The following is a 26,718-nucleotide window of genomic DNA, read 5'->3' on the forward strand; positions in this document are numbered from 1 at the left end:
TCCAGATCAGTGTTCGCGCGGGTCAAGGGCATCACGCAGCCCGTCACCCATTAGGTTGAAACCCAGCACCACAAGGAAAATCGAAATACCGGGCCAAAGGGCCATCCAGGGGGCTTGGTTGAGGAAGTTCTTGGCGGTGTTCAGCATCGAACCCCAGCTTGGCTCGGGCGGCTGCTGGCCCAGACCAAGAAAGGATAGGGATGCTTCGGCGATGATCGCTGTCGCGATGGTCAGCGTTGCCTGCACAAGGATCGGCGGCAGCACGTTGGGCAGGATATAGCGCGACAGGATGCGCGGCGTCGGCAGACCGATCGCACGCGCGCTGTCGACGTAATCCTCGGACTTGACGCTGATCACCTGTCCGCGCGTCAGGCGGATGAAAATCGGCGTTGCCGAGATGCCGATAGCGATCATGGCGTTGGTCAGAGAGGGGCCAAGGAAGGCTGCCAAAGCGATGGCGAGGATCAGGAAGGGCGCAGCAAGAAGCGCCTCGGTGCAGCGCGAGATGACGGCATCGGTCCAGCCTCCGAAGTAGCCCGCAACGATCCCCAGCGGCACGCCAAGAAGCACCGCGATCCCGACTGAAACCACGCCTGCCAAAAGCGAAGCCTGCGCGCCCCAGATCATCCGGGACATGACATCGCGGCCGATTTCATCGGTGCCCATCCAATGATCCCAGCTTGGCGCCTTGCGCACAGCGCCCCAATCGGTGGCGGCGGGGTCGGGAATGGGCAGCATTGGCGCGGCCAGCGCGATGAGCACGAAAAACGCCACCAGAATGCCGCCGATCAGCGCGCTCTTGTGGCTGCGGAATTTCTTCCAGACGCGGTTTTCCGGCTTGGCGGTCAACAGCGGCTCGGCGGCCAGCGGCGTGTTGGAGGTCGCGTCGGTCATATCATTGCCCCCTTAGCCGCGGGTTGAGAACATAGTACATCGCATCTGCAAACAGGTTCATGAAAATGAATCCAACAGCGGTGACCAGAACGATGCCCTGCACCACGGCATAGTCGCGGTTAAAGACTGCATCGACCACCAGCTTGCCAAAACCGGGGATGGTGAAAATCTGCTCGGTCAGAACCGCGCCCGCGACCAGTTCGCCAAACAAGAGCGCTGTCAGCGTCACGATGGGCGTCAGCGCGTTGCGCAGGGCGTGTTTGAGGATCACAACGCGCTCCGACAGCCCCTTGGCGCGGGCAGTGCGGACATAGTCGGCGCTCAGTACGCTAAGCATGGACGACCGGGTGTGCCGCATCAACGTCGCCGCCAGCGCGGTGCCCAGTACAAAGGAAGGCATCAGCATGGTTCGGATGGATTGGCCAAAATCCTCGGACAGCGGAACATAACCGGAGGCGGGCAAAAGCTGCCATTTCACGGACACCAGCAGGATCAGCATGATGCCCAGCCAGAAATTCGGAATCGACAAGCCGGAAAGCGCGACGATATTGGCGACATAGTCCGTCACCTTGCCCTTCTTGACCGCCGACAGGATGCCCGCTGGAATACCGATCACCAGTGCGAAGATCATCGACATAACCGCCAACTGGATGGTCACAGGCAGCTTTTGCGCCATCAGTTCCGTCACGGGCTGATTGGTGCGCAAGGAAATTCCAAGATCTCCCTGAAGCGCGTTGCCGATCCAGGCGAGGTACTGCATCCATATCGGATCGTTCAGGCGGTATTTCTCGCGCAGGAAGGCCAGCGTTTCGGGATCGCGCTCTTCGCCCGCCAGCACAAGCAGCGGATCGCCCGGCAACAGCTTTTGCAGCGCGAACACGAAGATCGAGATCAGAACGATGGTCGGCAACGCAATCACGATACGTCGCAACAAGAACGCCAGCATATCAGGCCCCTTTGAAAAACTGCCCACGCCGCAAACAGCAGCGGCGCGGGCAAGGAAGGGTCACTCCTCCCAGGTAACGCCTTCCAAACGGATCATCCCGTCAGGATAGGGGGTAAAGCCCTTGAGGCTGTCGTTGTAGGCCCAGATCCATTTCTGATGGTACAGGAACAGCCGCGGCAGCTCGTCCAGCATGATGACCATCGCCTCATCGTACAGAGCCTTGCGCTCTGCCACCGTGGGCGCGACACGGGCGGCGTTCATCAGCTCATCGACCTTGGGGTCAGAGAACTTGGAGTCGTTGATGCCGCCGTTGGTGGTCACGAACTGGTGGTTGTTGCCATCGGGATCGACACGGCCCGACCAACCGATCTGGCTGGCGATATAATCGCCGGCGGACTGGTCAGCCAGAAGCGTTGCGAACTCCTTGGAAGTGAGCGAGATGTTGATCCCCGCCTCAGCCGCCATGGCCTGCACCACCTGCATCAGTTGCAGAGGTACGGTGGTGTTGGGCACCTGCACCTCAAGGTCGATACCATCGGCAAAGCCAGCCTCGGCCAGCAACGCCTTGGCCTTTTCCACGTCGCGCGGCGGCACCGGGTAGTCGGAGTTGTACCAGGGCGAGGTCGGTGGGAAGGACTGGTTGCCCGCGGCAAAGGCGCCTTCAAAAACGACCTGATTGATCGCCTCGCGGTCGATGGCATAGCTCAGAGCCTGGCGCAGGCGCTTGTCATTGCCCCAGGGGTTGTCGCCCTTTTCGCCGTTGTTGATGTTGAAGGTGATGCCCTGATAACCCAGCGACACCGCATCGGCGACAACGATATTCGCATCGGCGTTGGCCTGTCCGAGGTCGGTGGCCGCCAGACGTTCCAGCATGTCGATATCGCCAGACTGCAGGTTGGCCAAACGCACGGTGGTATCCGGGATTGGCAGGAAGGTGACACTGTCGAAATGGATCGCATCGGCGTTCCAGTAATCGGCAAAGCGGGTCAGCACGATCTTGTCCTGCGCCACGCGCTCGGTAAAGCTGAAGGGGCCGGAGCAGACCGGATTCAGACCAAAGTCAGCGCCAGCTGCAGCAGCAGCCGTAGGCGAAACCATCATCCCTGCACGGTCCGCCAGCTGCGCCAGAAGTGTGGCGTCAGGGCCTGCAAGGTTCAGCTTGATCTCGTATTCGCCGGTGACTTCGGTCGAGGTGATCGACTTCAATTCGGACTTGCGGCGAGATTCATCCAGCGTCTGCGAGCGGGTGATATTCGCAGCCACGGCCTCGGCGTTGAAGGGTGTGCCGTCGTGGAAAACCACGCCTTCGCGCAGCTGCATGGTGATTGATGTGCCATCGTCCGAGGTGGTCCAAGAATTGGCCAGTTGCGGGATGATCTCAAGGTCCGGGGTGATGTCGACCAGCTTGTCGCAGAGCGACGCATAGACGATGCGCCCCACGAAGGTGCGCGACTGGTCAGGATCCAGAACATCCGCATCCGATTGCAGGGCGATGCGCAAATCCTTGGCAAAGGCCGGGCTGGCGCTGAGCGCGGTTGCGCCCAGCAGCGCTGTGATCATGGCAGTCTTAAGATGTGACATATGTCAGGTCCTCTCTGTCGGTGAACTGGTCTTGTGGGTGACGGTTCCGCCCTCTGTCGCGGCGCGATACAGGGCGAACCGGGCTTCTACGGCCTGGGGTTTTTGGGGTTGTGTGGCGGGGGGTGTCGCGGCTGCGAGGGTCTCCCAGAAATGGCAGGCCACCTGATGGCCGTCCGATCCATTGGCCTGCAGCGCCGGCGTGTCTGTCTTGCATTTGGTTTGCGCGTGCGGGCAGCGTGTGTGGAACCGGCAGCCTGATGGCGGAGCGGTAGGGCTGGGCATTTCGCCCAAGACTGTGGCCTTGTGGCCCTCGGGCTTGCCGCCCATCGTCGGGATCGAGGCCAGAAGCGCCCTCGTGTAGGGATGGTGCGGCGCGGTATAGACCTCTTCGGTGGTGCCGCTTTCGACGATCCGGCCCAGGTACATCACTGCCACGCGGTCGCTCATGTGGCGGATCACGCCCAGATCATGCGCGATGATGACCAGCGTCAGCCCCATGTCGCGGGACAGATCGTCCAGAAGGTTGATCACCTGCGCCTGTACTGAGACATCCAGCGCCGAAACAGGCTCATCTCCGATGATCAGCTTTGGACCAGAGGCCAACGCGCGCGCAATTCCAATCCGTTGACGCTGCCCGCCACTGAATTCATGCGGATAGCGCCCGGCATATTCGGCGCGCAGCCCCACCTTGCGAAGCAGGTCCGCCACGCGGTCGCGGCGTTCCTGCGCACTTAGCTCCGGCGCGTGCACTTCCAGCGGCTCTCCGACAAGTTTGCCGACGGTCATGCGCGGGTTGAGCGAAGAAAACGGGTCCTGAAAAATGAACTGCATCTCACGCCGCAGGGTTTGCAATGCCGTGCCAGTTGTGGTGCTGACCTCGCGCCCGTCAAACAGGACAGAGCCCGAAGTTGGCGCCAGAAGCCGCATGAGCACGCGCGCCAGAGTGGACTTGCCGCAGCCCGACTCTCCGACGATGGCAAAGGTTTCGCCGCGCCGGATCTTAAGCGACACGCCGTCCACGGCCTGAACCACCGGGGAAGGGGACAGCCAGCTGCCGCCATCGCCAAAGTGTTTGACGACATCGATTGCTTCGAGAATGACATCATCCGTCATGCCGACACCGCCACGTTGGTTTCAAGCGGGGCATAGTGGCAAGCCACGTGATGGCCGTCGCCAATCGGCACAAGGGCTGGCCGTGCCTCACAGGTTTTCGTCGCGAAAGCGCAGCGCGTGCGAAAGCGGCAGCCTGCGGGCATATTCGCAATCGTCGGCACGGTGCCCGGCACGATGGCCAGCCGCCCGCCGGGTCTATCGAGCCGCGGCATCGCGCTCATCAGACCGATGGTATAGGGGTGTTGCGGTTTGTCGAAAATCTCGGCGACGGCGCCCTGTTCCACAACCTGCCCGCCATACATCACTGCCACCGTGTCCGCGATTTCGGCCACGACGCCCAGATCATGGGTGATCATGATGGTGCCCATTCCGGTTTCGTCGCGCAGGTCGCGGATCAGGTCGAGGATCTGCGCTTGGATTGTGACGTCGAGCGCGGTGGTCGGTTCATCTGCGATCAGGATTTGTGGGTCATTGGCCAGCGCCATCGCGATCATGACGCGCTGACGCATACCACCGGACAATTGGTGCGGATACTCGGAAAGGCGCTGCTCGGGGTTGGCGATGCCCACGCGTTGCAGCATTTGCAAGGCGCGGTCTCGTGCCTCGGCGCGGGTGGCACCGCTGTGTCGTAAGACAGCTTCGCTGATCTGATCACCGATGGTGAAAGCAGGGTTCAACGAGGTCATCGGCTCCTGAAAAATCATCGCGATGCGATTGCCGCGCATTGCGGACGGCAAGGTTTCCACCGACAAATCTATGTGAGATCCATAAACATCCAGATTTCCCTTTGATATTTGGGTGGAATCCGCTGGAAGCAAGCCCATCAAGGCCATTGCGGTCACACTTTTACCGCAGCCGGATTCGCCGACCACACAAAGGACTTCGCCGCGTTTGACCGACAGGCTGACGCCGTCGACCACGTCATTGGTCTGCCCCTTGAAGCGTAAGACCAAATCCGAAAGGGCCAGTACCGTGCGGTTTTCGGCAGTCTCTTCGCCTTCGGAATCATGATCGTCCAATGGTGCGGTCATTCTTGCTCCTCAGTCGCGAATCAAGCTTTTTCGAACCAATTCAGGAAAGGTTCATGGCTGCCACCTGTCAAGTACGGTCTGGATTTCAACCCATGCCAAAGGCGGGCCACCGAATGTTTCTGCATAAAAATGCATCGCAACAAGCCTGCGGCCTTGCGGTTCTTGGCCAAGGCCGGGCAGTCAAAAGCGCTGCCCAAAGCCCGCGCGATCGACAAGTGAAGCGCCAGCACGGTGGGCATAAAGGCGGTGAACGCAACGCTTGGCAATTTTGGACAACATAGAAACAGCGCATACGATCAGGAAATGCCAACTCTTAGAAGGCTGCCCGTTTGCGAAAGAGTCTATTTTATTCACTTCTTTACGCAGATATGTTTTATTTTCAAATCTTTCCGAAGAGAGCTGTCGCTACTTTGCGGGTGGTCCGCGACCGGATCGCGACGCATATTTTATCCAACACATACTCTGCCTTCAGGAGCATCCATGAGTCCCAAGTATTTCGCGCCACACGGGGGGCACCCCGGACAAGATCAACTTCTCACTGACCGCGCGGTTTTCACGGATGCTTATGCCGTGATCCCGAAAGGCACGATGCGCGACATCGTCACCAGTTTTCTGCCGTTCTGGGAGGATACACGTCTTTGGGTGATTTCGCGGCCGCTCAGCGGCTTTGCCGAGACCTTCTCGCAATACATCATGGAAGTTCAGCCGGGCGGTGGATCCGATCGGGCGGAAACCGATCCCGAAGCCGAAGGCGTCTTGTTTGTCGTTGAAGGGACAGCGACTCTGAACGTCAATGGCAAGGCCTATGAGATGACACCGGGTGGTTACGCCTATTTGCCACCGTCAAGCGGCTGGACCCTTCACAACCGCAGTCAGGACACGCTGCGCTTTCATTGGGTCCGCAAAGCCTATGAGCCGGTCGAAGGCCTTGATACGCCGGATGTCTTGGTGCTCAATGAAAACGATATCGCGCCCACTGTGATGCCCGGGACCGATGGCAAATGGGCGACGACGCGCTTTGTCGACCCCAGCGATCTGCGCCATGACATGCATGTGACTGTCGTCACTTTCGAGCCGGGCGCCGTCATTCCGTTCCTTGAAACCCATGTGATGGAGCACGGTCTCTATGTTCTGGAAGGTAAGGCTGTCTATCGGCTGAACAGTGACTGGGTCGAGGTCGAGGCCGGCGATTACATGTGGCTGCGCGCCTTCTGCCCGCAAGCCTGTTACGCCGGTGGCCCCGGCCGGTTCCGCTATCTTCTTTACAAGGACGTGAATCGGCATATGCCATTGCGTCTTGGCGCTGCGGCCCATGCGCAGCATCAACGCCTCAGGTCGGCGGCGGAGTAACACTGCCCCCGATTGCCAAGGTCAATTGTTGAGCCGCCTCGATCACGGGGCGGCTTAGCCGTTCGATCTCGGCTTCGCTGACCCTGCTGGTCGGACCCGAGACCGAGATACCGGCAACCGCCTCTCGGTTCATGTCAAAGACCGGGGCCGCGATGCACCGCATGCCAGAGTTCTTCTCTTCGTTGTCGACGGAGTATCCGCTTGCGCGGATGGTCCTGAGGTTATCTTTGAGCGCCACCGGATCGGTGATTGAACGCTCGGTAAAGGCCTGCAATTCCGCTGAGGCCAGAAGCCGGTCCAACCTCTCGTGGTCCATATGCGCCAACAAGGCCTTGCCGATGCCCGATGCGTGCATGGGGGACAACGTGCCCGGGGGAAAGAACGCGCGGATGCTTGCATGCGTTTCAACCTGACTCAGGAACAGCACGGCCCCTTCCTTTTCGATGCCTAGGTTGGCCGTCTCTCCGGTGGCTTCCATAAGCTTGCGCATGATTGGCCGGGCGCGATCGACCAGACTTGTGCGCCGCAGGAACCGCGCACCGATCACAAAGGCGCGCGGGCCGATATGCCAAACCTGTTCCTCGTGGTCGAATTCGACCAGACCGCGGCCCTCCAAGGTGACGAGAATACGGTAAACAGTGGCCGGAGACTGGCCCATTTCGTCCGAAAGCATGGTCAGCGGTTTGCCCTGAGCCTCGCTCAGATATTCAAAAACCTCCATGGCGCGGTCGAGCGATTTGATCGTGTTCTGCGCCGTTTTGTCTTCCCAGCCACGGGGTCTGCCGCGGGCTTTGCGACCTGTTCCTGAGCTATTCGTTTGAGATTCCATAAGAACCTTTCGTTTTATGTGAAAGACTTATTCACCATATGAAAAATATAAGGGACTGACAATGTTAGATTAATCGGCATCACACCAAAATGAAAGGCGATTTCAAAATAGTATCAGGAACTGCGCGCATCCCCTAGTGTCAGGGCAACGACGCAAGGAGACCATCCATGAGCTTTCAAAACCCCGTTTTCATTCCCGGCCCGACCAACATCCCCGAAAGCCTGCGCAAGGCTTGCGACATGCCGACGATCGACCACCGCTCGCCTCTGTTCGGCCAGATCCTGCACCCGGCCCGCGCTGGCGTGCGCAAGATCCTGAAAAGCGATCAGGCTGAGGTTTTCATCTTCCCGTCGACCGGCACGGGTGGCTGGGAAACCGCGCTGACCAACTGCCTGTCCGCAGGTGACAAGGTGCTGGCCGCGCGCAACGGCATGTTCAGCCATCGCTGGATCGACATGTGTCAGCGCCACGGTCTGGACGTGCAGATCGTCGAAACGCCGTGGGGCGAAGGCCTGCCTGCGGACCGCTACGAAGAGATCCTGACCGCCGATAAGGCACATGAGATCAAGGTGGTTCTGGCCACGCATAACGAAACCGCCACCGGTGTGAAATCCGATATCGCGGCTGTCCGGCGCGCGTTGGATGCGGCGGGTCACCCGGCGCTGTTGTTTGTGGACGGCGTGTCCTCCATCGCGTCGATGGACTTTCGCTTTGACGAATGGGGCGTCGATGTTGCCGTCACCGGATCGCAAAAGGGCTTTATGCTGACCGCTGGCCTTGCGATTGTTGGCTTTAGCCCCAAGGCGATGGAAGCGACCAAGACCGCCACCTTGCCGCGCACATTCTTTGACGTTCACGACATGGCCAAGGGCTATGCCAACAATGCCTATCCTTACACGCCTGCTGTTGGGTTGATGAACGGTCTCAACACGGCCTGCGGTATGCTGCTGGACGAAGGGCTTGAGAATGTCTTTGCCCGCCATCACCGGATCGCCAGCGGTGTGCGCGCGGCTGTGGATGCCTGGGGGCTGAGCCTTTGCGCGGCCAATCCCTCGGTCTACTCGGACACTGTCAGCGCGATCCGCACGCCCGAGGGTTTCAACGCGACCGATATCGTCACCCATGCCGCCAACAAGTACGGGGTCGCTTTTGGCGTTGGCCTTGGCGAGGTTGCGGGCAAGGTGTTCCGCATTGGCCACCTTGGCAGCCTGACCGACGTCATGACGCTGTCGGGTATCGCCACCGCCGAGATGTGCATGGTCGATCTTGGGCTCGACATCAAACTCGGCTCGGGCGTTGCCGCGGCACAGGAATACTATCGCGGCCATTCCGTGGTGGCCCAGCAGGACGCGGCGTGATGAAAGACAACGACATGTATATCCCGACTTACCAGGACATGCTGGATGCGCATGAGCGGATCGAGCCATATATCCGCCGTACGCCGGTCCGCACCTCTGACTATCTGAACGAGCTGACCGGCGCGCAGCTGTTTTTCAAGTGCGAGAACTTTCAGGAACCGGGTGCCTTCAAAGTGCGCGGGGCGGCGAATGCCGTGTTCGGGCTGGACGAGGCGCAGGCCGCGAAGGGCGTTGCAACGCATTCCTCGGGCAACCATGCCTCTTGCCTTAGCTACGCGGCGATGCGCCGGGGCATTCCGTGCAACGTGGTGATGCCGCACACCGCACCGCAGGCCAAGAAGGACACCGTGCGGCGCTATGGCGGAGTTATCACCGAGTGTGAACCTTCGACCACCTCGCGTGAGGCAACTTTTGCGCAGGTTCAGGCCGCGACAGGGGGCGATTTCGTGCATCCCTACAATGACCCGCGGGTAATCGCGGGGCAGGGGACCTGTTCCAAGGAGTTCATCGAGCAGACAGACGGCCTCGACATGGTTGTGGCCCCCATCGGCGGCGGCGGCATGGTGTCGGGCACATGCCTGACGCTATCGACGCTGGCGCCTGAGACCAAGATCATCGCAGCCGAACCCGAGCAGGCCGATGACGCCTATCGCAGCTTCAAGGCGGGTCACATCATCGCCGATGACGCGCCGAAAACCATCGCCGACGGGCTGTTGGTGCCGTTGAAAGAGCGCACCTGGCACTTTGTGTCCAACTATGTCAGCGAGATCTACACTGCGTCCGATCAGGAAATCATCGACGCGATGAAGCTGACATGGAAACATCTGCGCATCGTGATGGAGCCGTCGTCGGCCGTGCCGCTGGCCACGGTTCTCAAGAACCCCGAGGCCTTCAAAGGCAAGCGCGTGGGCCTGATCATCACCGGCGGCAACGTCGATCTGGACAAGCTGCCCTGGATGAACGCGGCCTGACCCCGAACCGATAGACATCAATTCCGATTTAGGAGCACGGACATGAAAGACATGACCAATCTCGACGCATTCGAAGTGGGCTTTGACATCCCGGCCAAGCCGGGCATGGACGAGGCTGACATCCAGACCCCCTGCCTTGTGCTGGATCTCGACGCGCTGGAGCGCAATATCAAGAAGATGGGCGACTATGCCAAGGACCACGGCATGCGTCACCGCACCCACGGCAAGATGCACAAATCCGTGGATGTTCAGAAGCTTCAGGAAACGCTTGGTGGCGCCTGCGGCGTGTGTTGCCAAAAGGTGTCAGAGGCCGAGGTCTTTGCGCGCGGCGGCATCAAGGATGTGCTGGTGTCCAACCAAGTCCGCGACCCGGCCAAGATTGACCGTCTGGCCCGTCTGCCCAAGCTGGGCGCGCGCACGATCTGCTGTGTCGATGATATCGCCAACGTGGCAGACCTGTCAGCAGCGGCGCAAAAGCACGGCACCCAGATCGAATGCCTTGTCGAAATCGACTGCGGCGCGGGCCGTTGCGGCGTGACCACCACGCCAGAGGTGGTCGAGATCGCCAAGGCGATTGATGCCGCCGAAGGGCTGAAATTCGCGGGCATCCAGGCCTATCAGGGCGCGATGCAGCACCTCGACAGTTATGATGACCGCAAGGCCAAGCTCGACATCGCCGTGGCGATGGTCAAGGACGCCGTCGACACGCTGAAGGCCGAAGGGCTGGACTGCGATATCGTTGGCGGTGGGGGCACCGGATCGTACTATTTCGAGAGCAATTCCGGCGTTTATAACGAGCTTCAGTGCGGCTCTTATGCCTTCATGGATGCGGACTATGGCCGTATCCTCGACAAGGACGGCAAGCGGATCGACCAGGGCGAATGGGAAAACGCTTTCTTTATCCTGACCAGCGTGATGAGCCACGCCAAGGCCGACAAGGCCATCGTTGATGCGGGTCTCAAGGCGCAGTCGGTCGACAGCGGGTTGCCGGTTGTCTTTGGCCGCGACGATGTCGAATACGTCAAATGTTCGGATGAACATGGCGTTGTCATGGACCCGACCGGCGCGCTCAAGGTGAACGACAAGCTCAAGCTGGTGCCGGGCCACTGCGACCCAACCGCCAACGTGCACGATTGGTATGTTGGTGTGCGCGGCGGCAAGGTGGAATGCGTCTGGCCGGTGTCGGCGCGCGGCCACGCCTACTGAGCCAGCTGCCGAAGTTAGGAAGGACTGGCTCGAGAGGAGCCGGATAGTCGCCCCATGTGTATGCTCTCCTTCCGGCGGTGGCACAGGGGCGCACGACTTTTACAGGAGAACGCCATGTTTATCGTACCCGAACGGGAAATTGCTGACCTCATGACCCGCGCGGCGGCCTTTGATGCCGTGGAAAAGGTCTTTGCCGCGATGGCGTCGGGCGACGCTTACAACTTTCCCGTCGTGCGCGAAGCCATCGGGCACGAGGACGCGCTTTATGGCTTCAAAGGCGGGTTTGACCGCGCGGGCCTGACGCTTGGTCTCAAGGCGGGGGGCTATTGGCCGAACAATCTGGAAAAGCGCGGGCTGATCAACCACCAGTCCACCGTGTTCCTGTTCGATCCCGATACCGGCAAGGTCAAGGCGATGGTCGGGGGCAACCTGTTGACTGCCCTGCGCACCGCGGCAGCTTCATCAGTGTCGATCAAGCATCTGGCGCGCCCCGATGCCAAAGTGCTTGGCATGGTCGGTGCGGGCCATCAGGCGACTTTCCAACTGCGCGCTGCGCTGGAACAGCGGCCGTTCGAGAAAGTCATTGGCTGGAACTATCACCCGGAAATGCTGCCGAATATCGAAAAGGTCGCGGCCGAGGCTGGCGTTCCCTTTGAGGCGGTGGATCTGCCCGGCATGACCGAGGCGGATGTCATCATCTCGATCACATCGGCCTTTGCGCCTTCGCTGATGGCCGATCATGTCAGCCCCGGCTGCCACGTCGCCTGCATGGGCACCGACACCAAAGGCAAGCAAGAGGTCGAATCCGCTTTGCTGGCGCGCGCCACCGTCTTTACCGACGAAGTCGCGCAATCGATCTCCATCGGTGAGGCGCAACATGCCGTGACCGAGGGATTGATCAAGGAAAGTGACGTGTCGCAGCTGGGCGCGGTGATCAACGGAACCAATCCGGGCCGCACCTCTGACACGCAAATCACCCTGTTCGACGGCACCGGCGTCGGCCTGCAGGATCTGGCGGTTGCGGCCACCGTTGTCGAGCTTGCCGTCGAAAAAGGCATCGCGATCGAGGTCGATTTTTGATGTCTCGCCCTTTCGATCTTTGCCAAAGGCTGACGGAGAGCGCCGTTCCATCGGCCACGCTTCCGGCCACCGACGGTCGCGAGATTGATCTTGGATCTTTGCCGGGCTGCCCCGTGCTCTATGCCTATCCCCGCGCCAGACCACCGGGGGAAACCGCAATTCCGGGCTGGGACGAAATTCCCGGGGCCAAAGGCCGCACACCTCAGTCCTGCGGCTACCGGGATCATCATGCTGACCTGTTGAATGCAGGTGCAGCCCAGGTTTTCTATCCCGCCGAGAACGCCGAACACGTTCTGAGGTATCTCGCCACGCGCGACTAAGGCCGATCAACATGCTTCTGTCCTTTTCCCTGCCATTCGCGGGCGCTGTTCCCGTGCCCAACGGTTCGTGGATGGCGCGACGTATCTCGCCGGGATCGTCGTCATCAGTCACACGGCATTCGCGACGTTGCTATGTGGTGCCCTCACGCCAGCCTTGTTCATGACAAACGGAGTGCAAACATGACCCGGCCCCTGCGGATCTTCATCAACGGTTTCGGCCGTATCGGTCGCACGGTGCTGCGCCAAGTCCTTCAAAACGAAGGCGCATGCAACGCCGAGGTGATCGGCATCAATGACATCGCGCCGCTGGAGACCTGCGCCTATTTGTTGCGCTACGACAGTGTTTACGGTCTATTCCCTTCGACCGTGGAAGCCAGCAAGAACCAGTTGAAGATCGGTGCGCGCCACATTCCATTTTTCTGTGAACCTGACTTGCGCGCCTTGGATCTGCGCAATGTCGATGTGGTTCTGGAATGTACTGGAAAGGTCAACGACCGGGGCTTTGCCGAAGCAGGTCTGGACGCGGGCGCCTCGAATATCCTGATCTCCGGTCCGTCAGCGATTGCGGATCGAACGGTGGTCATTGGCGCCAATGAGCATGAGCTTGGTGAAGCCCGGATCGTCTCGAACGCGTCCTGTACGACGAACGCGATTGCACCTCTGCTCCGGACCATCGACCTTGGCCTTGGGATCGCACAGGCGCATGTCACAACCATTCACTGTTATACCGGCAGCCAACCGACGGTTGACAAGCCGGGTGCCAGTCTTGAACGAAGCCGGGCCGCCGCGGTGTCGATGGTCCCGACGACGACAAGTGCGGCGGATCAGATCATCAAGGTGTTGCCCGAGCTCAAAGGTCGCCTGAGCGTTGCGGCTGTTCGGGTGCCCTGTATCTCGGTTTCGGCAATCGATGCCACCCTGCAGCTTTCCGAAGACTGCGACGAACCCATGACCGACTTCTTGAGGCAGGCCTTTGCCGAATCCACGCTTGTTGGCCTGACAGACGATCCCTGCGTGTCCACGGATTTTCGCGCGCGACCGGAATCACTGGTGATTGCGCTCCCCGAAACTCAATCGGCCGGGCACCGGCAACTGCGCGTGTTCGGTTGGTACGACAACGAATGGGGTTTCTCGGCCCGGATGCTTGAAATGGCGGAACGCCTTGCGGCGCGACCCCTGTAATTGGAGGAAAAAGACATGGCTCTGGATGGGTCGAAGAAAGACATCCAATGCCAAGCGGCATTGGATTACCACGAATTTCCCAAGCCCGGGAAGCTGGAAATCCGTCCGACCAAGCCGATGGCGACCGCGCGAGATCTGTCGCGGACCTGTTCGCCGGACGTAGCAGAAGCCTGCACCGAGATCGCCGCTGACCCCGTCAAGGCGACCCGATATACGGCCAAGCACAATCTTGTGGCTGTCATCTCGAATGGCACCGCGGTTCTGGGCCTTGGTAACATCGGAGCGCAGGCCTCCAGGCCGGTGACGGAAGGCAAGGCGGTGCTGTTCAAGAAGTTCGCCGGGATCGACTGTTTCGACATTGAAGTGGACGAAGCCGACCCCAAAGCGTTGACCGCTCGGACGTCTTGCACCCCGCGCGGGACAACCTCGTGCCGGAACAGATGATGTTCGCGAACGCGAAGGATGACACGACATCGCAGCAGCCGCTGAAAGGCGCGGACATGCTCCTTGGGCTGTCCGGACCCGGCGCTTTTGCTGCAGATCTGGTGCGCGAATTGGCCGACAAGCCGATCTTCTTTGCCTTGGCCAACCCGACACCTGAGATCATGCCGGAAGTCGCGCGCAAAGCCTCGCCCGGGGCCATGACCGCGACGGGGCGTTCGGACGATCCCAATCAGGTCAATAACGTGCTGTGCTTCCCCTTCATTTTTCGCGGAGCCTTGGATGCCGAAGCCAAGGAGGTCAACGATACGATGAAACTGGCCTGTGTCGATGCGATTGCCCCCTTGGCGCGGCAGACCGCAACTGCAGACGTGGGCGAGGCCTATGCAAGCGAACAGCAGACCTTTGCCCCCGAATACCTGATCCCGAAACCGTTTGATTCACGCCTTTTGCCGAACGTCGCCGTTGCCAAAGCGGCCATCGAGTCCGGTGCGGCACGGAACCTGTTGAACAGCGCGGCAGACGGTCTGGAGTTTGGCCCGATCCTGATGGGCATGGCCAACCGAGCCCATATTGTGACCCCGGCGGTCACACCGCGCGGATTGCTGAACATCGCGGCTTTGGCGGGCGCTGATGTGTCGAGCTGCGGCGGATCCAAAGGCCTGGCCGGATCTGGACCATCCGGCCAGGCCAAGACCCCAACACCACCAAATGGAATTCTGAATAGAGGAGGAGTTACAAATGTCATCTGATGCGACGGTTGATACCGGCAATACCCAAACGACCCATGCGGTCGACGAAAAGCTGCCGGGAGGCAAGCTTTTCACTCTCGGCCTTCAGCACGTGTTGGTCATGTATGCCGGCGCCATTGCGGTGCCTCTTATCGTCGGACGGGTTCTGCAACTCTCGCCCGCCGATGTCGCCTTTCTGATCTCCGCCGACTTGTTCGTCTGCGGGGTGGTCACGATTATCCAGTCGATGGGCGCCACAAGATGGTTCGGGATCAAGATGCCCGTGATGATGGGGGTGACCTTTGCATCGGTTGGCCCGATGGTCTCCATCGCTGCGGCCAATCCCGGAATCGACGGCGCGCGAATGATCTTTGGCGCCATCATGGGGGCGGGCATCATCGCGATGCTGATTGCGCCGCTGGTCAGCCGAATGTTGCGGTTCTTTCCGCCCATCGTGACCGGTACGATCATTCTGGTGATCGGCGTGACCTTGATGCGGGTTGGTATCCAGTGGATTTTCGGTGTTCCCGTTGGTTCGACGGCACCGCAAGTGGTCAGCACCGAACACGCCGCATGGTTGGCGCAGGTCAAGGAACTGGGGGCCGCAGGCGTTCCGGAAGTGCCGCGGGGGCTGAAGCTTGCGGCGACGCAGAACAACGTTGCCTATGCCACACCGCTGAACATGGCGATTTCGGCGCTGGTTTTGTCAACGATCGTGGTCATCATGAAATTTGCCAAGGGCTTTCTGGCCAATATCTCGGTGCTTCTGGGTATTGTGGTGGGCGCGGTCACGGCAACCGTTCTTGGTATCATGCATTTCGATCACGTCGGCACGGCGCAATGGTTTGCACTGATCACGCCCTTCCATTTCGGTGTGCCGATCTTTGATCCCATCATGATCCTGACCATGACACTTGTCATGATCGTCGTGATGATCGAATCCACCGGCATGTTTCTTGCGCTAGGCGATATCTGCGGGAAAAAGATTGAACGCCCTTCGCTGTCGGCAGGTCTGCGGACGGACGGTCTGGGCACCTTGATTGGCGGGCTGTTCAACACCTTCCCCTATACCTCATTCAGTCAGAACGTGGGCCTTGTCGGCGTCACCGGCATTCGCTCGCGCTATGTCTGCGTGATGGGTGGGGTGATCATGATCGTGCTTGGTCTTGTTCCCAAGATGGGCGCGCTGGTCGAATCCTTGCCGGTTGCAGTGCTTGGTGGGGCGGGCTTGGTCATGTTCGGCATGGTGGCCGCGACGGGCATCCGCATTCTCGGCGGCGTAGACTTCAAGGAGAACCGCTTTAACGGTCTGATTGTGGCGATTTCACTGGGTATGGGCATGATCCCGTTGATCGCCCCGTCCTTCAGCATGTGGTTGCCGCATTCGATTGAACCGCTGATTGACTCGGGCATTTTGCTGGCGACCATTTCAGCGGTATCACTGAACATGGTCTTCAATGGCGCCAAAGAGGTCAATGAAGACGAGCTGCGCGCAGCAGCCCTACAGGCCGAGGGCGGTCACTGACCGCACCAAGCCGAAGGCAGACACGACACAGCCCCGGGCCTGATGGTCCGGGGCTTTTTCGTTGTCAAAAGATGCGGCATGGAAAACCGAGGCTCATCCTGTAACCAATTGCCACCACAATTGCCCGGTCACCCCGCGTGGGGACTGCCTTGGACGTTTGGAGGCAACACTAAACAATCCCATTGCGCCCCAAGGCCGAACGCCTGCCGCGATCCGTGGCGACCGGGGAAGGTTTCTCACCCGCGCTCATGGTCTTCATACCATCCTCAAACCCCGCCAAGGCGGAGCCAACGTCTTTAAGGCCTAAACCCTTGCCTTTTGGCAAAAAAAGCGGCGCGCCAAGGCACGCCGCTTCATTTCGATCTGTTCGGTGACGCCAGACACGTCACCAAGCGATCATCACACGTGGTTATCGGGCGTGATCGAGCCGTGACCGTGACCAGCCATGCCGCCAGAGACTTCTTCGGTAGCTTCATCCGCCAGATCTTCGGGCAGAACAAGGTTCAGCACGATGGCAATCAGCGCCGCAGGCAGGATACCCGACGTTGCCAGAACCTTCAGCGTGGCGGGAAGATACTGCAAGGCACCCGGCTCCAGCTGCAGACCCAGACCAAGGCTCAGCGCGATGGCAAAGATCACCATGTTGCGGCGGTTCCAGTTCACATCTGACAGCATCGACACACCGGCCGCGACCACCATTCCGAACATCACGATCACGCCACCACCCAGCACTTCGATCGGAACCGAAGAGATGACCGCGCCGACTTTGGGAACCAGTCCGCAGAGGATCAGGAAGATCGCGCCAATGGTGACAACACCGCGGCTCATCACGCCGGTCATGGCGATCAGTCCAACGTTCTGGCTGAACGAGGTGTTCGGCAGCGCGCCAAACAGACCGGATACCGCAGTGCCCAGACCATCGGCAAAGGTCGCCCCCTGAATTTCCTTGTCCGTCGCCTCGCGGCCCGCACCACCCTTGGTGATCCCCGAAACGTCGCCCACGGTTTCAACCGCCGACACCACTCCCATGAGGCAAAAGCCGACAATAGCGGCAAAGCTGAATTCAAGCCCGAAATGCAGCGGATTGGGCAGGGCAAAGCTGGACGCGCGACCAACGCTGGCAAGGCTGACCTGGCCGAACATGAAGGCCACCACGTAGCCGGCCAGCAACCCGATCAGAACCGCCGAGACCGACAACATTCCGCGCGTAAAGAATTTCAGTGCCAGCGTGACGATGATCACGGTGCCGGCCATCAGCCAGTTCAGACCCGAACCATATTCAGGCGTGCCGATTGCAGGCACACCGCCAGCGGCATACTGGATGCCGACCTTGACCAGCGCGAGGCCGATCATTGTCACCACAAGACCCGTAACCAGAGGCGGCAGCGCAAAGCGAAGTTTGCCGATAAAAAGGCCGAGGCTGGCATGGAACAAGCCGCCAACCAGAATGCCCCCCATCAGCACGGCGATGGCATCAACGCCCTTGCCCGCGACCAGCGGGATCATGATGGGGATGAACGCGAAAGACGTTCCCTGCACGATCGGCAGGCGCGCGCCCACCGGGCCGATGCCGATGGTCTGGAACAGTGTCGCGATGCCCGCAAAGAACATCGACATCTGGATCATGTAGATCATCTGCGGGAAATCAGCGCTGTTCGAGCCAAAGCCGAAACCCGCAGCCCCACAAACGATGATGGCTGGCGTGACGTTCGAAACGAACATCGCCAGCACGTGTTGAATACCAAGCGGGATCGCTTTGGCGATCGGCGGTGTATAGTTTGGATCGCGGAGCTGCTCCGGCGTTCCTATGGATGCATCTGACATTGTTATTGTCCCTCCCTTATGATGCGCGAGCCGGTTCCTCCTCCGGCGAACTCGTAATTTATCGATTGATGGTGAAAGGCGTGTCGAACCAGTGCTCCTCAAGGTTCGGACCGTCGGTGACGCGATCAACGACCATGAAAAGACCCGGATCCGACAACGGGCAAAGCACACCGTGCCAGACGTTGCGACCGATATTCACACCCTGTCCCGCACCCGCGATGAAGGCACGCGGCGTGTCGGGCTTGCCGTCATTGTCCGCGGCGAGGACCACCAGATACTCGCCTTCCTGCATTGGCAGAAAGGCTTGGCTCCCATGTGGATGGCGCTCCATCATCTCCATTTTGAACGGCATGGAAAAGGACACCGAGTGAAAGACGCTGATCCCCGGTGCGCCCTCGATATCAAGCGTCGCGCGGTTGTGAAATCTGCCGCAAAGCCCCTGATTGATGAGCTTGTCCGGCTCACCGCTCGCGTCGATCAGCTCTGCCAGACCGTTGATTGCCTCTTGCGTGATCGGGACTGCTTGCAGGTTTCTGCTCATGAGCCGAACTTTTCTTGCAGGCGCAGTTCCGCGATCCGCTCGACCTGGCGGCAGGCCTCGGCGAACTCTGTCTCTCGGTCGCTATCGATGCGGCGGTGAAAGGCCTCAAGTATGCTGTCCTTGGTATTGTCTTTCACGGCGATGATGAACGGAAAGCCGAATTTCGCGGTGTAGGTATCGTTCAATTCGGTGAAAGCCTCGCGTTCCTCATCGGTCAGCATGTCAAGACCAACGCCTGCCTGCTCCGCTGTGCTTTCGGCGGTCAAACGTCCGGCTGCGGCCAGTTTGCCTGCCAGATCTGGGTGCGCGGTCAGCACGCCAAGGCGCTGGTCCTCAGAGGCAGATCGGAACACGCGCGCCAGCAAATTGTGAACGCCGTCGGCATTGTCATGGGTCGGTCCCGACTCAAGTTCAAACGCACCCTCGGCGATCCAGGGGCTATGCTCGAACACGCCGCCAAACTCGGAAACGAAGGTCGCTTTGTCCATGTCCGAAGGAGTCAAACCCTTCACCGGAGGATGTTCCTTTGCCCAATGATCTGCGATCTGTTCACGTGTTGCGAACCATACGCCTTCATGCTGCATGAAGTGCTGCAACGCCCGCTTCAATGCCATGGCGCGGCCCGGACGGCCGACCAGACGGCAATGCAGCCCAATCGACAGCATCTTGGGCGCGCCCGCCTCGCCTTCGGCATAAAGCATGTCGAAGCTGTCCTTGAGATAGCTCTCGAACTGTTCCCCGTTGGTAAAGCCGGCCTGGATCCCAAAGCGCATGTCGTTGCAATCCATCGTGTACGGCATGATCAGTTGATCCTTGCCACCTGCGCGGGTCCAATAGGGCAGATCGTCGGCATAGCTGTCCGCGACATAGGCAAAATCGCCCTCGGCGGCGGCCAGATCGACGGTGTTCATTGAACAGCGCCCGGTATACCAGCCGCGCGGCGGGGTGCCGACGACTTCGGTATGCAGGCGGATCGCCTCGCGGATTTGCGCGCGCTCTTCCTCGACGCTCATGTCCTTGTGTTCGATCCACTTCAGACCATGACTGGCGATTTCCCAACCCGCCTGCTTCATCGCGGCAAGCTGCTGCGGCGCTCGGGCCAGTGCGGTGGCGACACCGTAGATGGTGATCGGAATATCCTTGAGCAGACTGTGCACACGCCAGAAGCCAGCCCGGCTGCCATATTCGTAGATCGATTCCATGTTCCAGTGGCGCTGACCAGGCCAGGCTGCTGCGCCTGTGATCTCGGACAGGAACGCCTCGGAGGCGGCGTCGCCATGCAGGATGTTGTTCTCGCTGCCTTCTTCATAGTTCAGCACGATCTGAACAGCGATCTTTGCGCCGTTGGGCCAATTCGCTTGTGGAACCTTGCGCCCGTAGCCGGTCATGTCTCTTGGATAACGTGTCACGCGGATAATCCTTCTGCCTGGGTCATGCATAAGCCATAAAATCCCATGTGTTTTTCAAAAAAAACCAGAAGGAGCCTTCTGACAGACCGGCTTTGTCTCTTGGGGCACAATCAGCCTAGAAAACAATCAAACATCGACGAGGCGCTAAAATGACTGGTTATCTGACGACACATGTCCTCGACACAGCGCGGGGATGCCCTGCGGAGGGCATGAAAATCGAACTGTTCCGGATCGAAGGCCCAGATCGCACACTGCTCAGGACATTGGCCACCAATGACGACGGCCGGACGGATGAACAAATCCTGCCAGCAGGTGAATTCGCGATCGGAGAATACGAGCTGGTTTTCCACGCCGGGGCCTATCTTGATGCGAGCGGCACCCCTCCGGAGGAGCCGCGCTTTCTCGACATCATCCCGATCCGCTTTGGCATGTCAGAGCAATCGCATTATCATGTGCCGCTGCTGCTATCGCCCTTTGGGTATTCCACCTATCGCGGCAGCTGACCGGCTTAGCGCACTTGACGGGTCGCGCGGATTGTTGTGGCGATCCGGTCGATGATGAACTCCATGAACAGCCGCGTCTTGGGGTCTTGCCTGCGACGGTGCGTGAACAGGCAGGCCATCTGAATGGGTTCCGGCGGCGTTTTTTCAGCGACCGGAACCAGTCTGCCGTTTTGCAGATGATCCGCGATTTCAAAGACCGGTTTCATTGCGACGCCATGTCCGGCCAGCGCCCAGTCCGTCAGAACATCGCCATCGTCGGATTCGTAGCGCCCGGACACCCGGAACCGCTTGGCGCCGGACGGCGTTGAAAGCAGCCATTGGAATTCGGTCGCGCCGGGAAAGCGCAGGTTGAGGCATTCATGCCGGTCCGAAACAAGATCATCGCCGCTGTCTGGCATCCCTCTTTTTTCGATATAGGCGGGCGAGGCACACAGGATCCGTTCGACATCCGCAATCTTGCGGATGCGCAGATTGCTGTCCTCGGGTTGGCCAAGGAAAAACGCCAGATCCAAGCCTTCGGTGGTCAGGTCCACCTTGCGGTCGGTCAACCTCAGCCGAACGTTGACCTCTGGATATTCGGCAAGAAATTCCGGCACCTGAGGGGCAATCAGGCGGCGCCCGACCCCCAAGGGCGCCGCAACGTAAAGCGACCCCCTGAGATTTTCGGTAATGTTGACGATCTGCGCCTCGGCGTTTTCGATTGCCTCAAGGATCTCCGTCGCGCCGCGATAGAATGACTGTCCCTGTTCGGTTGGCGTCAGACTGCGCGTGGTGCGCTGAAACAGGCGCACGCCCAGATGCTCTTCCAACTGCGATATCCGCGATGATGTAACTGCCGGAGAAATGCGCAAGTCACGCCCTGCGGCGGACATACTGCCCAATTCATAGACACGGACGAACGTGCGGATATTGTCGATGTAGGACATTGTTCCGTTTTTTTTGATGCTGCTTGATGTTTCATGGCAATACCAGAACAAACCCCTCTCGCCTAGTGTGCATGAGAAATCGAATCTTGGGAGAAAGCCATGTATGATTTGGCAATTCTGTGGGACTGGATCGCCTTTTCCGTCCGTTGGCTGCATGTGATCACGGCCATGGCCTGGATCGGCGCGTCGTTTTACTTCATCGCGCTCGACCTGATGCTCAAACCGAATGAAGCCCTGCCTGACGGTGCCTACGGCGAGGAATGGGAGGTTCACGGCGGCGGTTTTTATCACACGGTGAAATACCTTGTCGCCCCTGCCCGAATGCCCGAGCACCTGACTTGGCACAAATGGCAGAGTTACACGACATGGCTCTCTGGTGCGGCTTTGCTCATGATCGTCTACTGGGTCGGTGGTGAGCTGTTTCTGCTTGACCCGACCAAGCTCGACCTGAGCCTGTGGCAGGGCGTTCTTATCTCGGGTGGATCGCTGACCATCGGCTGGCTGCTCTATGATCTGATGTGCAAATCCAAGCTGAGCGAACACCCGACGGTTCTGATGCTGCTGCTTTTCGTCATCCTCGTGATCATGTCCTGGGGGTACAACCAGATCTTCACTGGCCGCGCCGCGCTGCTGCATCTGGGAGCCTTCACTGCGACAATCATGACCGCCAACGTGTTCTTCCAGATCATGCCCAATCAGCGGATCGTCGTGGAAGACCTCAAGGCGGGACGTGTACCGGATGCGAAGTACGGGAAGATCGCCAAGGTCCGCTCGACACACAACAACTACCTGACCCTGCCGGTCGTGTTCCTGATGCTGTCGAACCACTATCCGCTGGCCTTCGGCACCCAATACGCCTGGATTATCGCCAGTCTGATCTTCCTGACAGGTGTCACCATTCGCCACTACTTCAACACCATGCACAAAACCGGTTCCGGACCGCATTGGACGTGGGGTGTTACGGTTCTGCTGATGGTCCTGATCGCGTGGCTATCGACCGTGAGATCAGGTGAAACCTGGGAAGAAGCCGAAGCACGCGAACTGACGGCTTATGAGCAGAAATACGCCTCGGCAGAAGGATTTCAGGATGCCTACGACACCGTTGTAGGCAACTGCTCCATGTGCCATGCGCGTGAACCTGTCTGGGGCAACATGCAATGGGCGCCCAAAGGTGTTTATCTCGAAACGCAGGGCGATGTGGCACGGCACGCAAGCCAGATCTACCTGCACGCCGGGCTGAGCCATGCCATGCCGCCGCCGAATGCCATCCAAATGGACGAAGAGGCTCGACAGACAATCGTTGCCTGGGTGCGGGAAGTTCGCAGCCAATAGAAATACAAAGGCGATGCGCCCGAGGCACATCGCTTTTGGCCGAATTTCAAAAGACCTCTATACGCTGCTCTGGCGCGAAAGCGCAAAACCCCTTGCGCTCAAATCACGATCTCACTGGATCGAAATGTCGATGTTGAAGCCAGAGGTCTTGCCGGTGTCGGCATCGTTGCCCATCTGGTAGACACGAATGGCATACTCTCCATCCTTGGGCAGCGTAACCGTCGTGCTGTTGCCATCCATCGAGCCGACATATATCGCTTCACCGGTCGAGTGCGGTGGCAGGATGTTGAAATAGAAGGTCCCGTTGCCGTTGGTGCCATCGACGTTCAGCTCTACGAACATCTCTTGCCCCGCCTTCGCGCCGAGCATGTAGTCAATGTATTCGTCGCCGATTATCGTGCCGTTGACCATTGTGCCGTAATTGCCCGCCTCGAACTTTACGTCCGATTTAGTTTGGGCAAATGCCTGAGCCGCAACAGCCGTGAGGCCGAAGGCAGCAAGGATGAGTACAGGAATACGAATAATTACTCTCCGATGCTTCACGACGGTTGCGTCAAAACGGAACGTCGCACCGATCACGGCACTCTATCGTGTGTATGACAGCGCGATATCGAACTCAAGCGCGTTTGGAATTCCAAGCCGCTCGCGCAGCGCATCGGGCAGCAGGCTCGAAAACGGATCGAACGTAATCGTCATGCCATTGACCAGCGCACTGGCATTGATGGCCAGACCTTCGAACATCAGCGCGAGATCCCGGGTCAGAACCAGATCGCGCGATGGCAGACCCTCGCCTAGCGCTCCAGCGAAAAAACGGACCGGGCAGGCTTGCTCGCGCGAGAACAGCTTGTGCACGGTCTGACGAACGACCCATTTGACGTCGGTTGTGCGGCCGTCCGCGGTCAGGATCGGATCGCCGATCTGCAGCTCTTCGACCACGCGGTCACCCTCGGGCGTGGCGATCGTCGTGCCAGGGGCAAAGCAAACGGGTACGGGCGTCGGCGAGGTGGTGTCGGGCGAGGCAGCGACTGCAAAAAAGCGCTTGGATCGCCTTCGATGGTGGCCTCCAGTGCAGCCAAATCAGCAGGATTGGAAACCCGGGCGGTCATTTTGTGCCATTGCGACGCGACCATGCGCATCGTCGGCATTGGATTATGCCGTCGCCACGGTGGCGTGCCACGGGCATTTACATGACCAAGTCGAAATCGAGGTGTATCTCGGATACCCAGACGGCTGTGCAGCGCCTTGCGGCGGTCAGCTTTCCAATTGGGCGATGAACTGGGCCAACTCGTCGTCAGCAATTGCAACGGTATGCTGAGGCGCCGGATAAGCGCCTGTGTAGACGTCTTGCTTGAACTCCTTGAACGCGGCGATGCGTTCGCCTTGAAGGCGGTCGAGTTCAGCTCTGAAATTGCGGTAGGTCTTGGCATGTCGCGGTTTATGCCCACGGGTGTAGCCAAGGACGTCCTCTGCAAACAGATACTGCGCATCGGCATGTACGCCGGCCCCCATCCCCAGAAGAACCAGATTTGTCCGCTTTGCAATTTCGGCTGCAACACGATCCGGTACAACCTCCAGTTCGGCTCCGAAACATCCGATCTCTTCCAACTGTTTGACGTGTTGAAACACCTGCATGGCGCTTTGCGCAGTTTTGCCCACGGCCTTGAAGCCACCCGTCCACGTGGCCTTGGATGGGATCAGGCCAACATGGCTGACCACCGGAATGCCATCAGCGGACAGCGCCTTGATCGTCCCGAATGAGGACGCGCAATAGACGCAATCCCCACCATCACGCATCGCGCGATGAGCGGCCCGCTGGTAATCCTCAAGGGTCACCAGTTCGCCGTACAGCAGGCCGACCTGAACAAAACAATTGCCTGCCGCCGCGCGCATTTCCGGGGACCAGAGAGGATCAATGATCGAAAGAATGTCGATCCCGGCTTCGGCGGCAGCGGCGGCTTCGTCCGGGGTGCTGACATAGAGCATGGTCAACTGCCGTTTGCCTTTGAGCGCGCGAATGTCCGCGACGGTCAGCCGTTGGTGATCAATTCCCATTGTTCGTTCCCCCTGCCTGTTGTTGGCCCACGACCTGTTCAGATCTCGATATAGATCCGGCCATCTTCGAGCTTTGTCTTGTATGTGCTGAGGTTCACGCAGGCGGGGGCGCGTTTGGCTTCGCCGGTTCGATAGTCGAAGGTCGCGTTGTGCTTGGGGCACTCGATTTCGTACTCCATCACCAGCCCATCTTCGAGGTGTACCTGTTCGTGAGTGCACAAACCATCGGTGCAAAAGAACTCTCCATCCGGGCTATGATAGATCGCAAAGGTCCGACCGTTGTGATCAAAGCGGATCAGGTCTTCTTCTTCGATGTCGTCAGCCGCGCAGGCGTCAATCCAGTCTGCCATGTGTCTTTTCCTTCGATCTTATTCCGCGGGAACGGCCGCGGCGGGTGTTTCGGATGTGGTATCCCCTAGTGCCTTTTGATGCAGATCTGTGCGATACGGGCGGGCGGTGGCTGGCAGCTCCCGAGTCAGGAAATCGTCCTCGTAGGCCAACTGACGACGCAGGATCGGCAGAACTTCGCGGTAGGCGTGCAGCATCGAGGGGTTTGGTTTCGGCAAATCGTGCTTGATCCTTGCATGCAGCGCGGGCAACTGGTGATAGGGCACCATCGGGAACATGTGGTGCTCCACGTGATAGTTCATGTTCCAATAGATGAACCGGCTGATCGGGTTCATATAGACGGTGCGGCTGTTCAGGCGGTGGTCGATCACATTGTCGGCGAGGCCAGCGTGTTGCAGAACACCCGTAAGAACATGGTGCCATGCGCCATAAAACCGGGGCAGGCCGATGAGCATCAACGGCAGGATCGACTGCATGGCAAAAGCCAAGGCAAGAGTTGCGGCATAGATCACGACCCAGATGCGGGCAACGCGAATGACCTTGGGCTGTTCCGCTTCGGGAATATAGCTTGCCTCGTCCGGGTCAAGCCTGCCGCTCGCGTTCAGCACCATTCGTTTCCAGCCGTTATAGGCATCAAGTATCCCGAAAAAGTTCAGGGAAATGCGGAACAGGGCAGGCGGGCGCATGGCGGTGATTTCGGGGTCGCGGCCAACGATGATCGTGTCTGTGTGATGCCGCGCATGGCTCCATCGCCAAGTGACGGGATTACGGACGATGCAAAAGCTGGCGATCTGATATAGCCAATCATTGTATTTGCGTGTTTTGAAGGCCGTGCCGTGACCACATTCATGCCAGCGGCTGTCCATGGCCGAGCCATACAGCACGCCATAAGCCAGCCAAAACGGCGCCGACCAAAAGGACGGCCAAAGCGCGATGCCGATCCCGGCAAAGAGGATCATGGCGCCGAACAGAATGATGGTGTCGCGGATCGCGGGGCCATCACTGCGTTTCATCAGCTCTTTCATTTCCTTGCGCGGCACATCGGTGTGATACCAGTCTGCTGCGGCAAGACCGGTTTCCATGGCGCGCTTGGCGTCAGGGCCGAGCATCGAATAATCGCGTTTCCCCATCTCATCCCCCGAATCGTCGTTGCTCTTCATTTCATAACCGAACAATGCAGCAATCGGGCAGTTCAGACTTGTGAAACACATCAAATTACATCAAT

24 protein-coding genes and 2 pseudogenes are annotated in these 26,718 nt (G+C 59.3%); 11 read left to right on the forward strand and 15 right to left on the reverse strand.

All coding sequences use genetic code 11. The annotated features are described in order from the left end of the window. Positions 1-6: 6 nt before the first annotated feature. Genes ACOYQJ_RS09685 through ACOYQJ_RS09705 form a run of 5 tightly spaced genes read right to left on the reverse strand, consistent with a single transcriptional unit; the run spans position 7 to position 5,565 of the window. Positions 7-894 carry an ABC transporter permease gene (locus ACOYQJ_RS09685; RefSeq protein ID WP_422905823.1) on the reverse strand — a complete coding sequence of 296 codons (888 nt, stop codon included), beginning with the start codon at positions 892-894 and terminating at the stop codon, positions 7-9. A gap of 1 nt (position 895) precedes the next feature. After that, positions 896-1,840, reverse strand: coding sequence for an ABC transporter permease (locus tag ACOYQJ_RS09690; RefSeq protein WP_422905824.1), 945 nt, complete (start codon positions 1,838-1,840; stop codon positions 896-898). Positions 1,841-1,900: 60 nt separating this feature from the next. Next, the gene (locus tag ACOYQJ_RS09695; protein WP_422905825.1) at positions 1,901-3,421 is read right to left on the reverse strand and encodes an ABC transporter substrate-binding protein; all 1,521 of its coding nucleotides are present in this window, start codon (positions 3,419-3,421) and stop codon (positions 1,901-1,903) included. 3 nt (positions 3,422-3,424) lie between these two features. Further along, entirely contained in the window at positions 3,425-4,534 is a 1,110-nt protein-coding gene (locus ACOYQJ_RS09700; protein ID WP_422905826.1) for an ABC transporter ATP-binding protein, read from the reverse strand. Continuing rightward, entirely contained in the window at positions 4,531-5,565 is a 1,035-nt protein-coding gene (locus tag ACOYQJ_RS09705; protein WP_422905827.1) for an ABC transporter ATP-binding protein, read from the reverse strand. The genes ACOYQJ_RS09700 and ACOYQJ_RS09705 overlap by 4 nt, the downstream gene beginning before the upstream one ends. A 480-nt stretch (positions 5,566-6,045) precedes the next feature. Between ACOYQJ_RS09705 and ACOYQJ_RS09710 the strand changes: the two genes are divergently transcribed. Further along, on the forward strand, positions 6,046-6,915 hold the full coding sequence (locus ACOYQJ_RS09710; protein WP_422905828.1) for a bifunctional allantoicase/(S)-ureidoglycine aminohydrolase: 870 nt from the start codon (positions 6,046-6,048) through the stop codon (positions 6,913-6,915). Here ACOYQJ_RS09710 and bhcR read toward each other — a convergent pair. Further along, positions 6,896-7,744: an HTH-type transcriptional regulator BhcR gene (bhcR, locus tag ACOYQJ_RS09715; protein WP_422905829.1), complete on the reverse strand. Its 849-nt coding sequence runs from the start codon at positions 7,742-7,744 to the stop codon at positions 6,896-6,898. The two genes, ACOYQJ_RS09710 and bhcR, sit on opposite strands and share 20 nt — an antisense overlap. A 167-nt stretch (positions 7,745-7,911) precedes the next feature. On the opposite strand from bhcR, the gene bhcA reads away from it, so the two are divergent. The 8 genes and pseudogenes from bhcA to ACOYQJ_RS09755 all read left to right on the forward strand — a co-directional run bounded on the left by bhcA (position 7,912) and on the right by ACOYQJ_RS09755 (position 16,558). After that, positions 7,912-9,102, forward strand: a complete 1,191-nt coding sequence (gene bhcA / locus ACOYQJ_RS09720) for an L-aspartate--glyoxylate aminotransferase BhcA (protein ID WP_422905830.1) — start codon at positions 7,912-7,914, stop codon at positions 9,100-9,102. Beyond that, positions 9,102-10,073, forward strand: a complete 972-nt coding sequence (gene bhcB / locus ACOYQJ_RS09725) for a beta-hydroxyaspartate dehydratase BhcB (protein WP_422905831.1) — start codon at positions 9,102-9,104, stop codon at positions 10,071-10,073. The genes bhcA and bhcB overlap by 1 nt, the downstream gene beginning before the upstream one ends. Positions 10,074-10,115: 42 nt before the next feature. Continuing rightward, the gene (gene bhcC, locus ACOYQJ_RS09730) at positions 10,116-11,279 is read left to right on the forward strand and encodes a 3-hydroxy-D-aspartate aldolase BhcC (protein WP_422905832.1); all 1,164 of its coding nucleotides are present in this window, start codon (positions 10,116-10,118) and stop codon (positions 11,277-11,279) included. Positions 11,280-11,393: 114 nt separating this feature from the next. Beyond that, positions 11,394-12,359, forward strand: coding sequence for an iminosuccinate reductase BhcD (gene bhcD / locus ACOYQJ_RS09735; protein WP_422905833.1), 966 nt, complete (start codon positions 11,394-11,396; stop codon positions 12,357-12,359). Then, positions 12,359-12,679, forward strand: coding sequence for a thioredoxin domain-containing protein (locus ACOYQJ_RS09740; protein WP_422905834.1), 321 nt, complete (start codon positions 12,359-12,361; stop codon positions 12,677-12,679). The genes bhcD and ACOYQJ_RS09740 overlap by 1 nt, the downstream gene beginning before the upstream one ends. A gap of 180 nt (positions 12,680-12,859) precedes the next feature. Next, a complete protein-coding gene (locus ACOYQJ_RS09745; RefSeq protein WP_422905835.1) occupies positions 12,860-13,861 on the forward strand; it encodes a type I glyceraldehyde-3-phosphate dehydrogenase in 1,002 nt (333 codons plus the stop codon). Positions 13,862-13,876: 15 nt separating this feature from the next. Next, positions 13,877-14,733, forward strand: a pseudogene (locus tag ACOYQJ_RS09750) (malic enzyme-like NAD(P)-binding protein); the annotation flags it as partial. Positions 14,734-15,043: 310 nt separating this feature from the next. Further along, positions 15,044-16,558 carry a nucleobase:cation symporter-2 family protein gene (locus tag ACOYQJ_RS09755; protein WP_422905836.1) on the forward strand — a complete coding sequence of 505 codons (1,515 nt, stop codon included), beginning with the start codon at positions 15,044-15,046 and terminating at the stop codon, positions 16,556-16,558. A gap of 399 nt (positions 16,559-16,957) precedes the next feature. On the opposite strand, the gene ACOYQJ_RS09760 is transcribed toward ACOYQJ_RS09755, so the two are convergent. Genes ACOYQJ_RS09760 through puuE form a run of 3 tightly spaced genes read right to left on the reverse strand, consistent with a single transcriptional unit; the run spans position 16,958 to position 20,332 of the window. After that, positions 16,958-18,382: a uracil-xanthine permease family protein gene (locus ACOYQJ_RS09760; protein WP_422905837.1), complete on the reverse strand. Its 1,425-nt coding sequence runs from the start codon at positions 18,380-18,382 to the stop codon at positions 16,958-16,960. A 58-nt stretch (positions 18,383-18,440) separates the two neighbouring features. Beyond that, complete coding sequence (locus ACOYQJ_RS09765) at positions 18,441-18,923, reverse strand: ureidoglycolate lyase (protein WP_422905838.1); 483 nt, start codon at positions 18,921-18,923, stop codon at positions 18,441-18,443. Next, positions 18,920-20,332 carry an allantoinase PuuE gene (puuE, locus tag ACOYQJ_RS09770; RefSeq protein ID WP_422905839.1) on the reverse strand — a complete coding sequence of 471 codons (1,413 nt, stop codon included), beginning with the start codon at positions 20,330-20,332 and terminating at the stop codon, positions 18,920-18,922. The genes ACOYQJ_RS09765 and puuE overlap by 4 nt, the downstream gene beginning before the upstream one ends. Positions 20,333-20,481: 149 nt before the next feature. Between puuE and uraH the strand changes: the two genes are divergently transcribed. Next, positions 20,482-20,835 carry a hydroxyisourate hydrolase gene (gene uraH, locus ACOYQJ_RS09775; RefSeq protein WP_422905840.1) on the forward strand — a complete coding sequence of 118 codons (354 nt, stop codon included), beginning with the start codon at positions 20,482-20,484 and terminating at the stop codon, positions 20,833-20,835. Positions 20,836-20,840: 5 nt separating this feature from the next. Here uraH and ACOYQJ_RS09780 read toward each other — a convergent pair whose 3' ends face one another. Beyond that, a complete protein-coding gene (locus ACOYQJ_RS09780; protein ID WP_422905841.1) occupies positions 20,841-21,761 on the reverse strand; it encodes a LysR family transcriptional regulator in 921 nt (306 codons plus the stop codon). Between the two features lie 99 nt (positions 21,762-21,860). On the opposite strand from ACOYQJ_RS09780, the gene ACOYQJ_RS09785 reads away from it, so the two are divergent. After that, positions 21,861-23,093 (forward strand): urate hydroxylase PuuD, encoded by a 1,233-nt coding sequence (locus tag ACOYQJ_RS09785; RefSeq protein WP_422905842.1) that lies wholly within the window; start codon positions 21,861-21,863, stop codon positions 23,091-23,093. Between the two features lie 111 nt (positions 23,094-23,204). Here ACOYQJ_RS09785 and ACOYQJ_RS09790 read toward each other — a convergent pair whose 3' ends face one another. From ACOYQJ_RS09790 to ACOYQJ_RS09810, 5 genes and pseudogenes are all read right to left on the reverse strand, one after another. Further along, the gene (locus tag ACOYQJ_RS09790; protein WP_422905843.1) at positions 23,205-23,672 is read right to left on the reverse strand and encodes a hypothetical protein; all 468 of its coding nucleotides are present in this window, start codon (positions 23,670-23,672) and stop codon (positions 23,205-23,207) included. 6 nt (positions 23,673-23,678) lie between these two features. After that, a pseudogene (locus tag ACOYQJ_RS09795) lies at positions 23,679-24,065 on the reverse strand (Hint domain-containing protein); the annotation flags it as partial. Between the two features lie 279 nt (positions 24,066-24,344). Beyond that, complete coding sequence (locus tag ACOYQJ_RS09800; RefSeq protein WP_422905844.1) at positions 24,345-25,145, reverse strand: 3-methyl-2-oxobutanoate hydroxymethyltransferase; 801 nt, start codon at positions 25,143-25,145, stop codon at positions 24,345-24,347. Positions 25,146-25,183: 38 nt separating this feature from the next. Then, the gene (locus ACOYQJ_RS09805) at positions 25,184-25,495 is read right to left on the reverse strand and encodes a MocE family 2Fe-2S type ferredoxin (protein WP_422905845.1); all 312 of its coding nucleotides are present in this window, start codon (positions 25,493-25,495) and stop codon (positions 25,184-25,186) included. A gap of 18 nt (positions 25,496-25,513) precedes the next feature. Beyond that, complete coding sequence (locus tag ACOYQJ_RS09810; protein WP_422905846.1) at positions 25,514-26,704, reverse strand: fatty acid desaturase family protein; 1,191 nt, start codon at positions 26,702-26,704, stop codon at positions 25,514-25,516. Between the last annotated feature and the right edge of the window lie 14 nt (positions 26,705-26,718).

Source organism: Pacificoceanicola algae (assembly GCF_049341065.1).
Taxonomy (GTDB): domain Bacteria; phylum Pseudomonadota; class Alphaproteobacteria; order Rhodobacterales; family Rhodobacteraceae; genus Pacificoceanicola.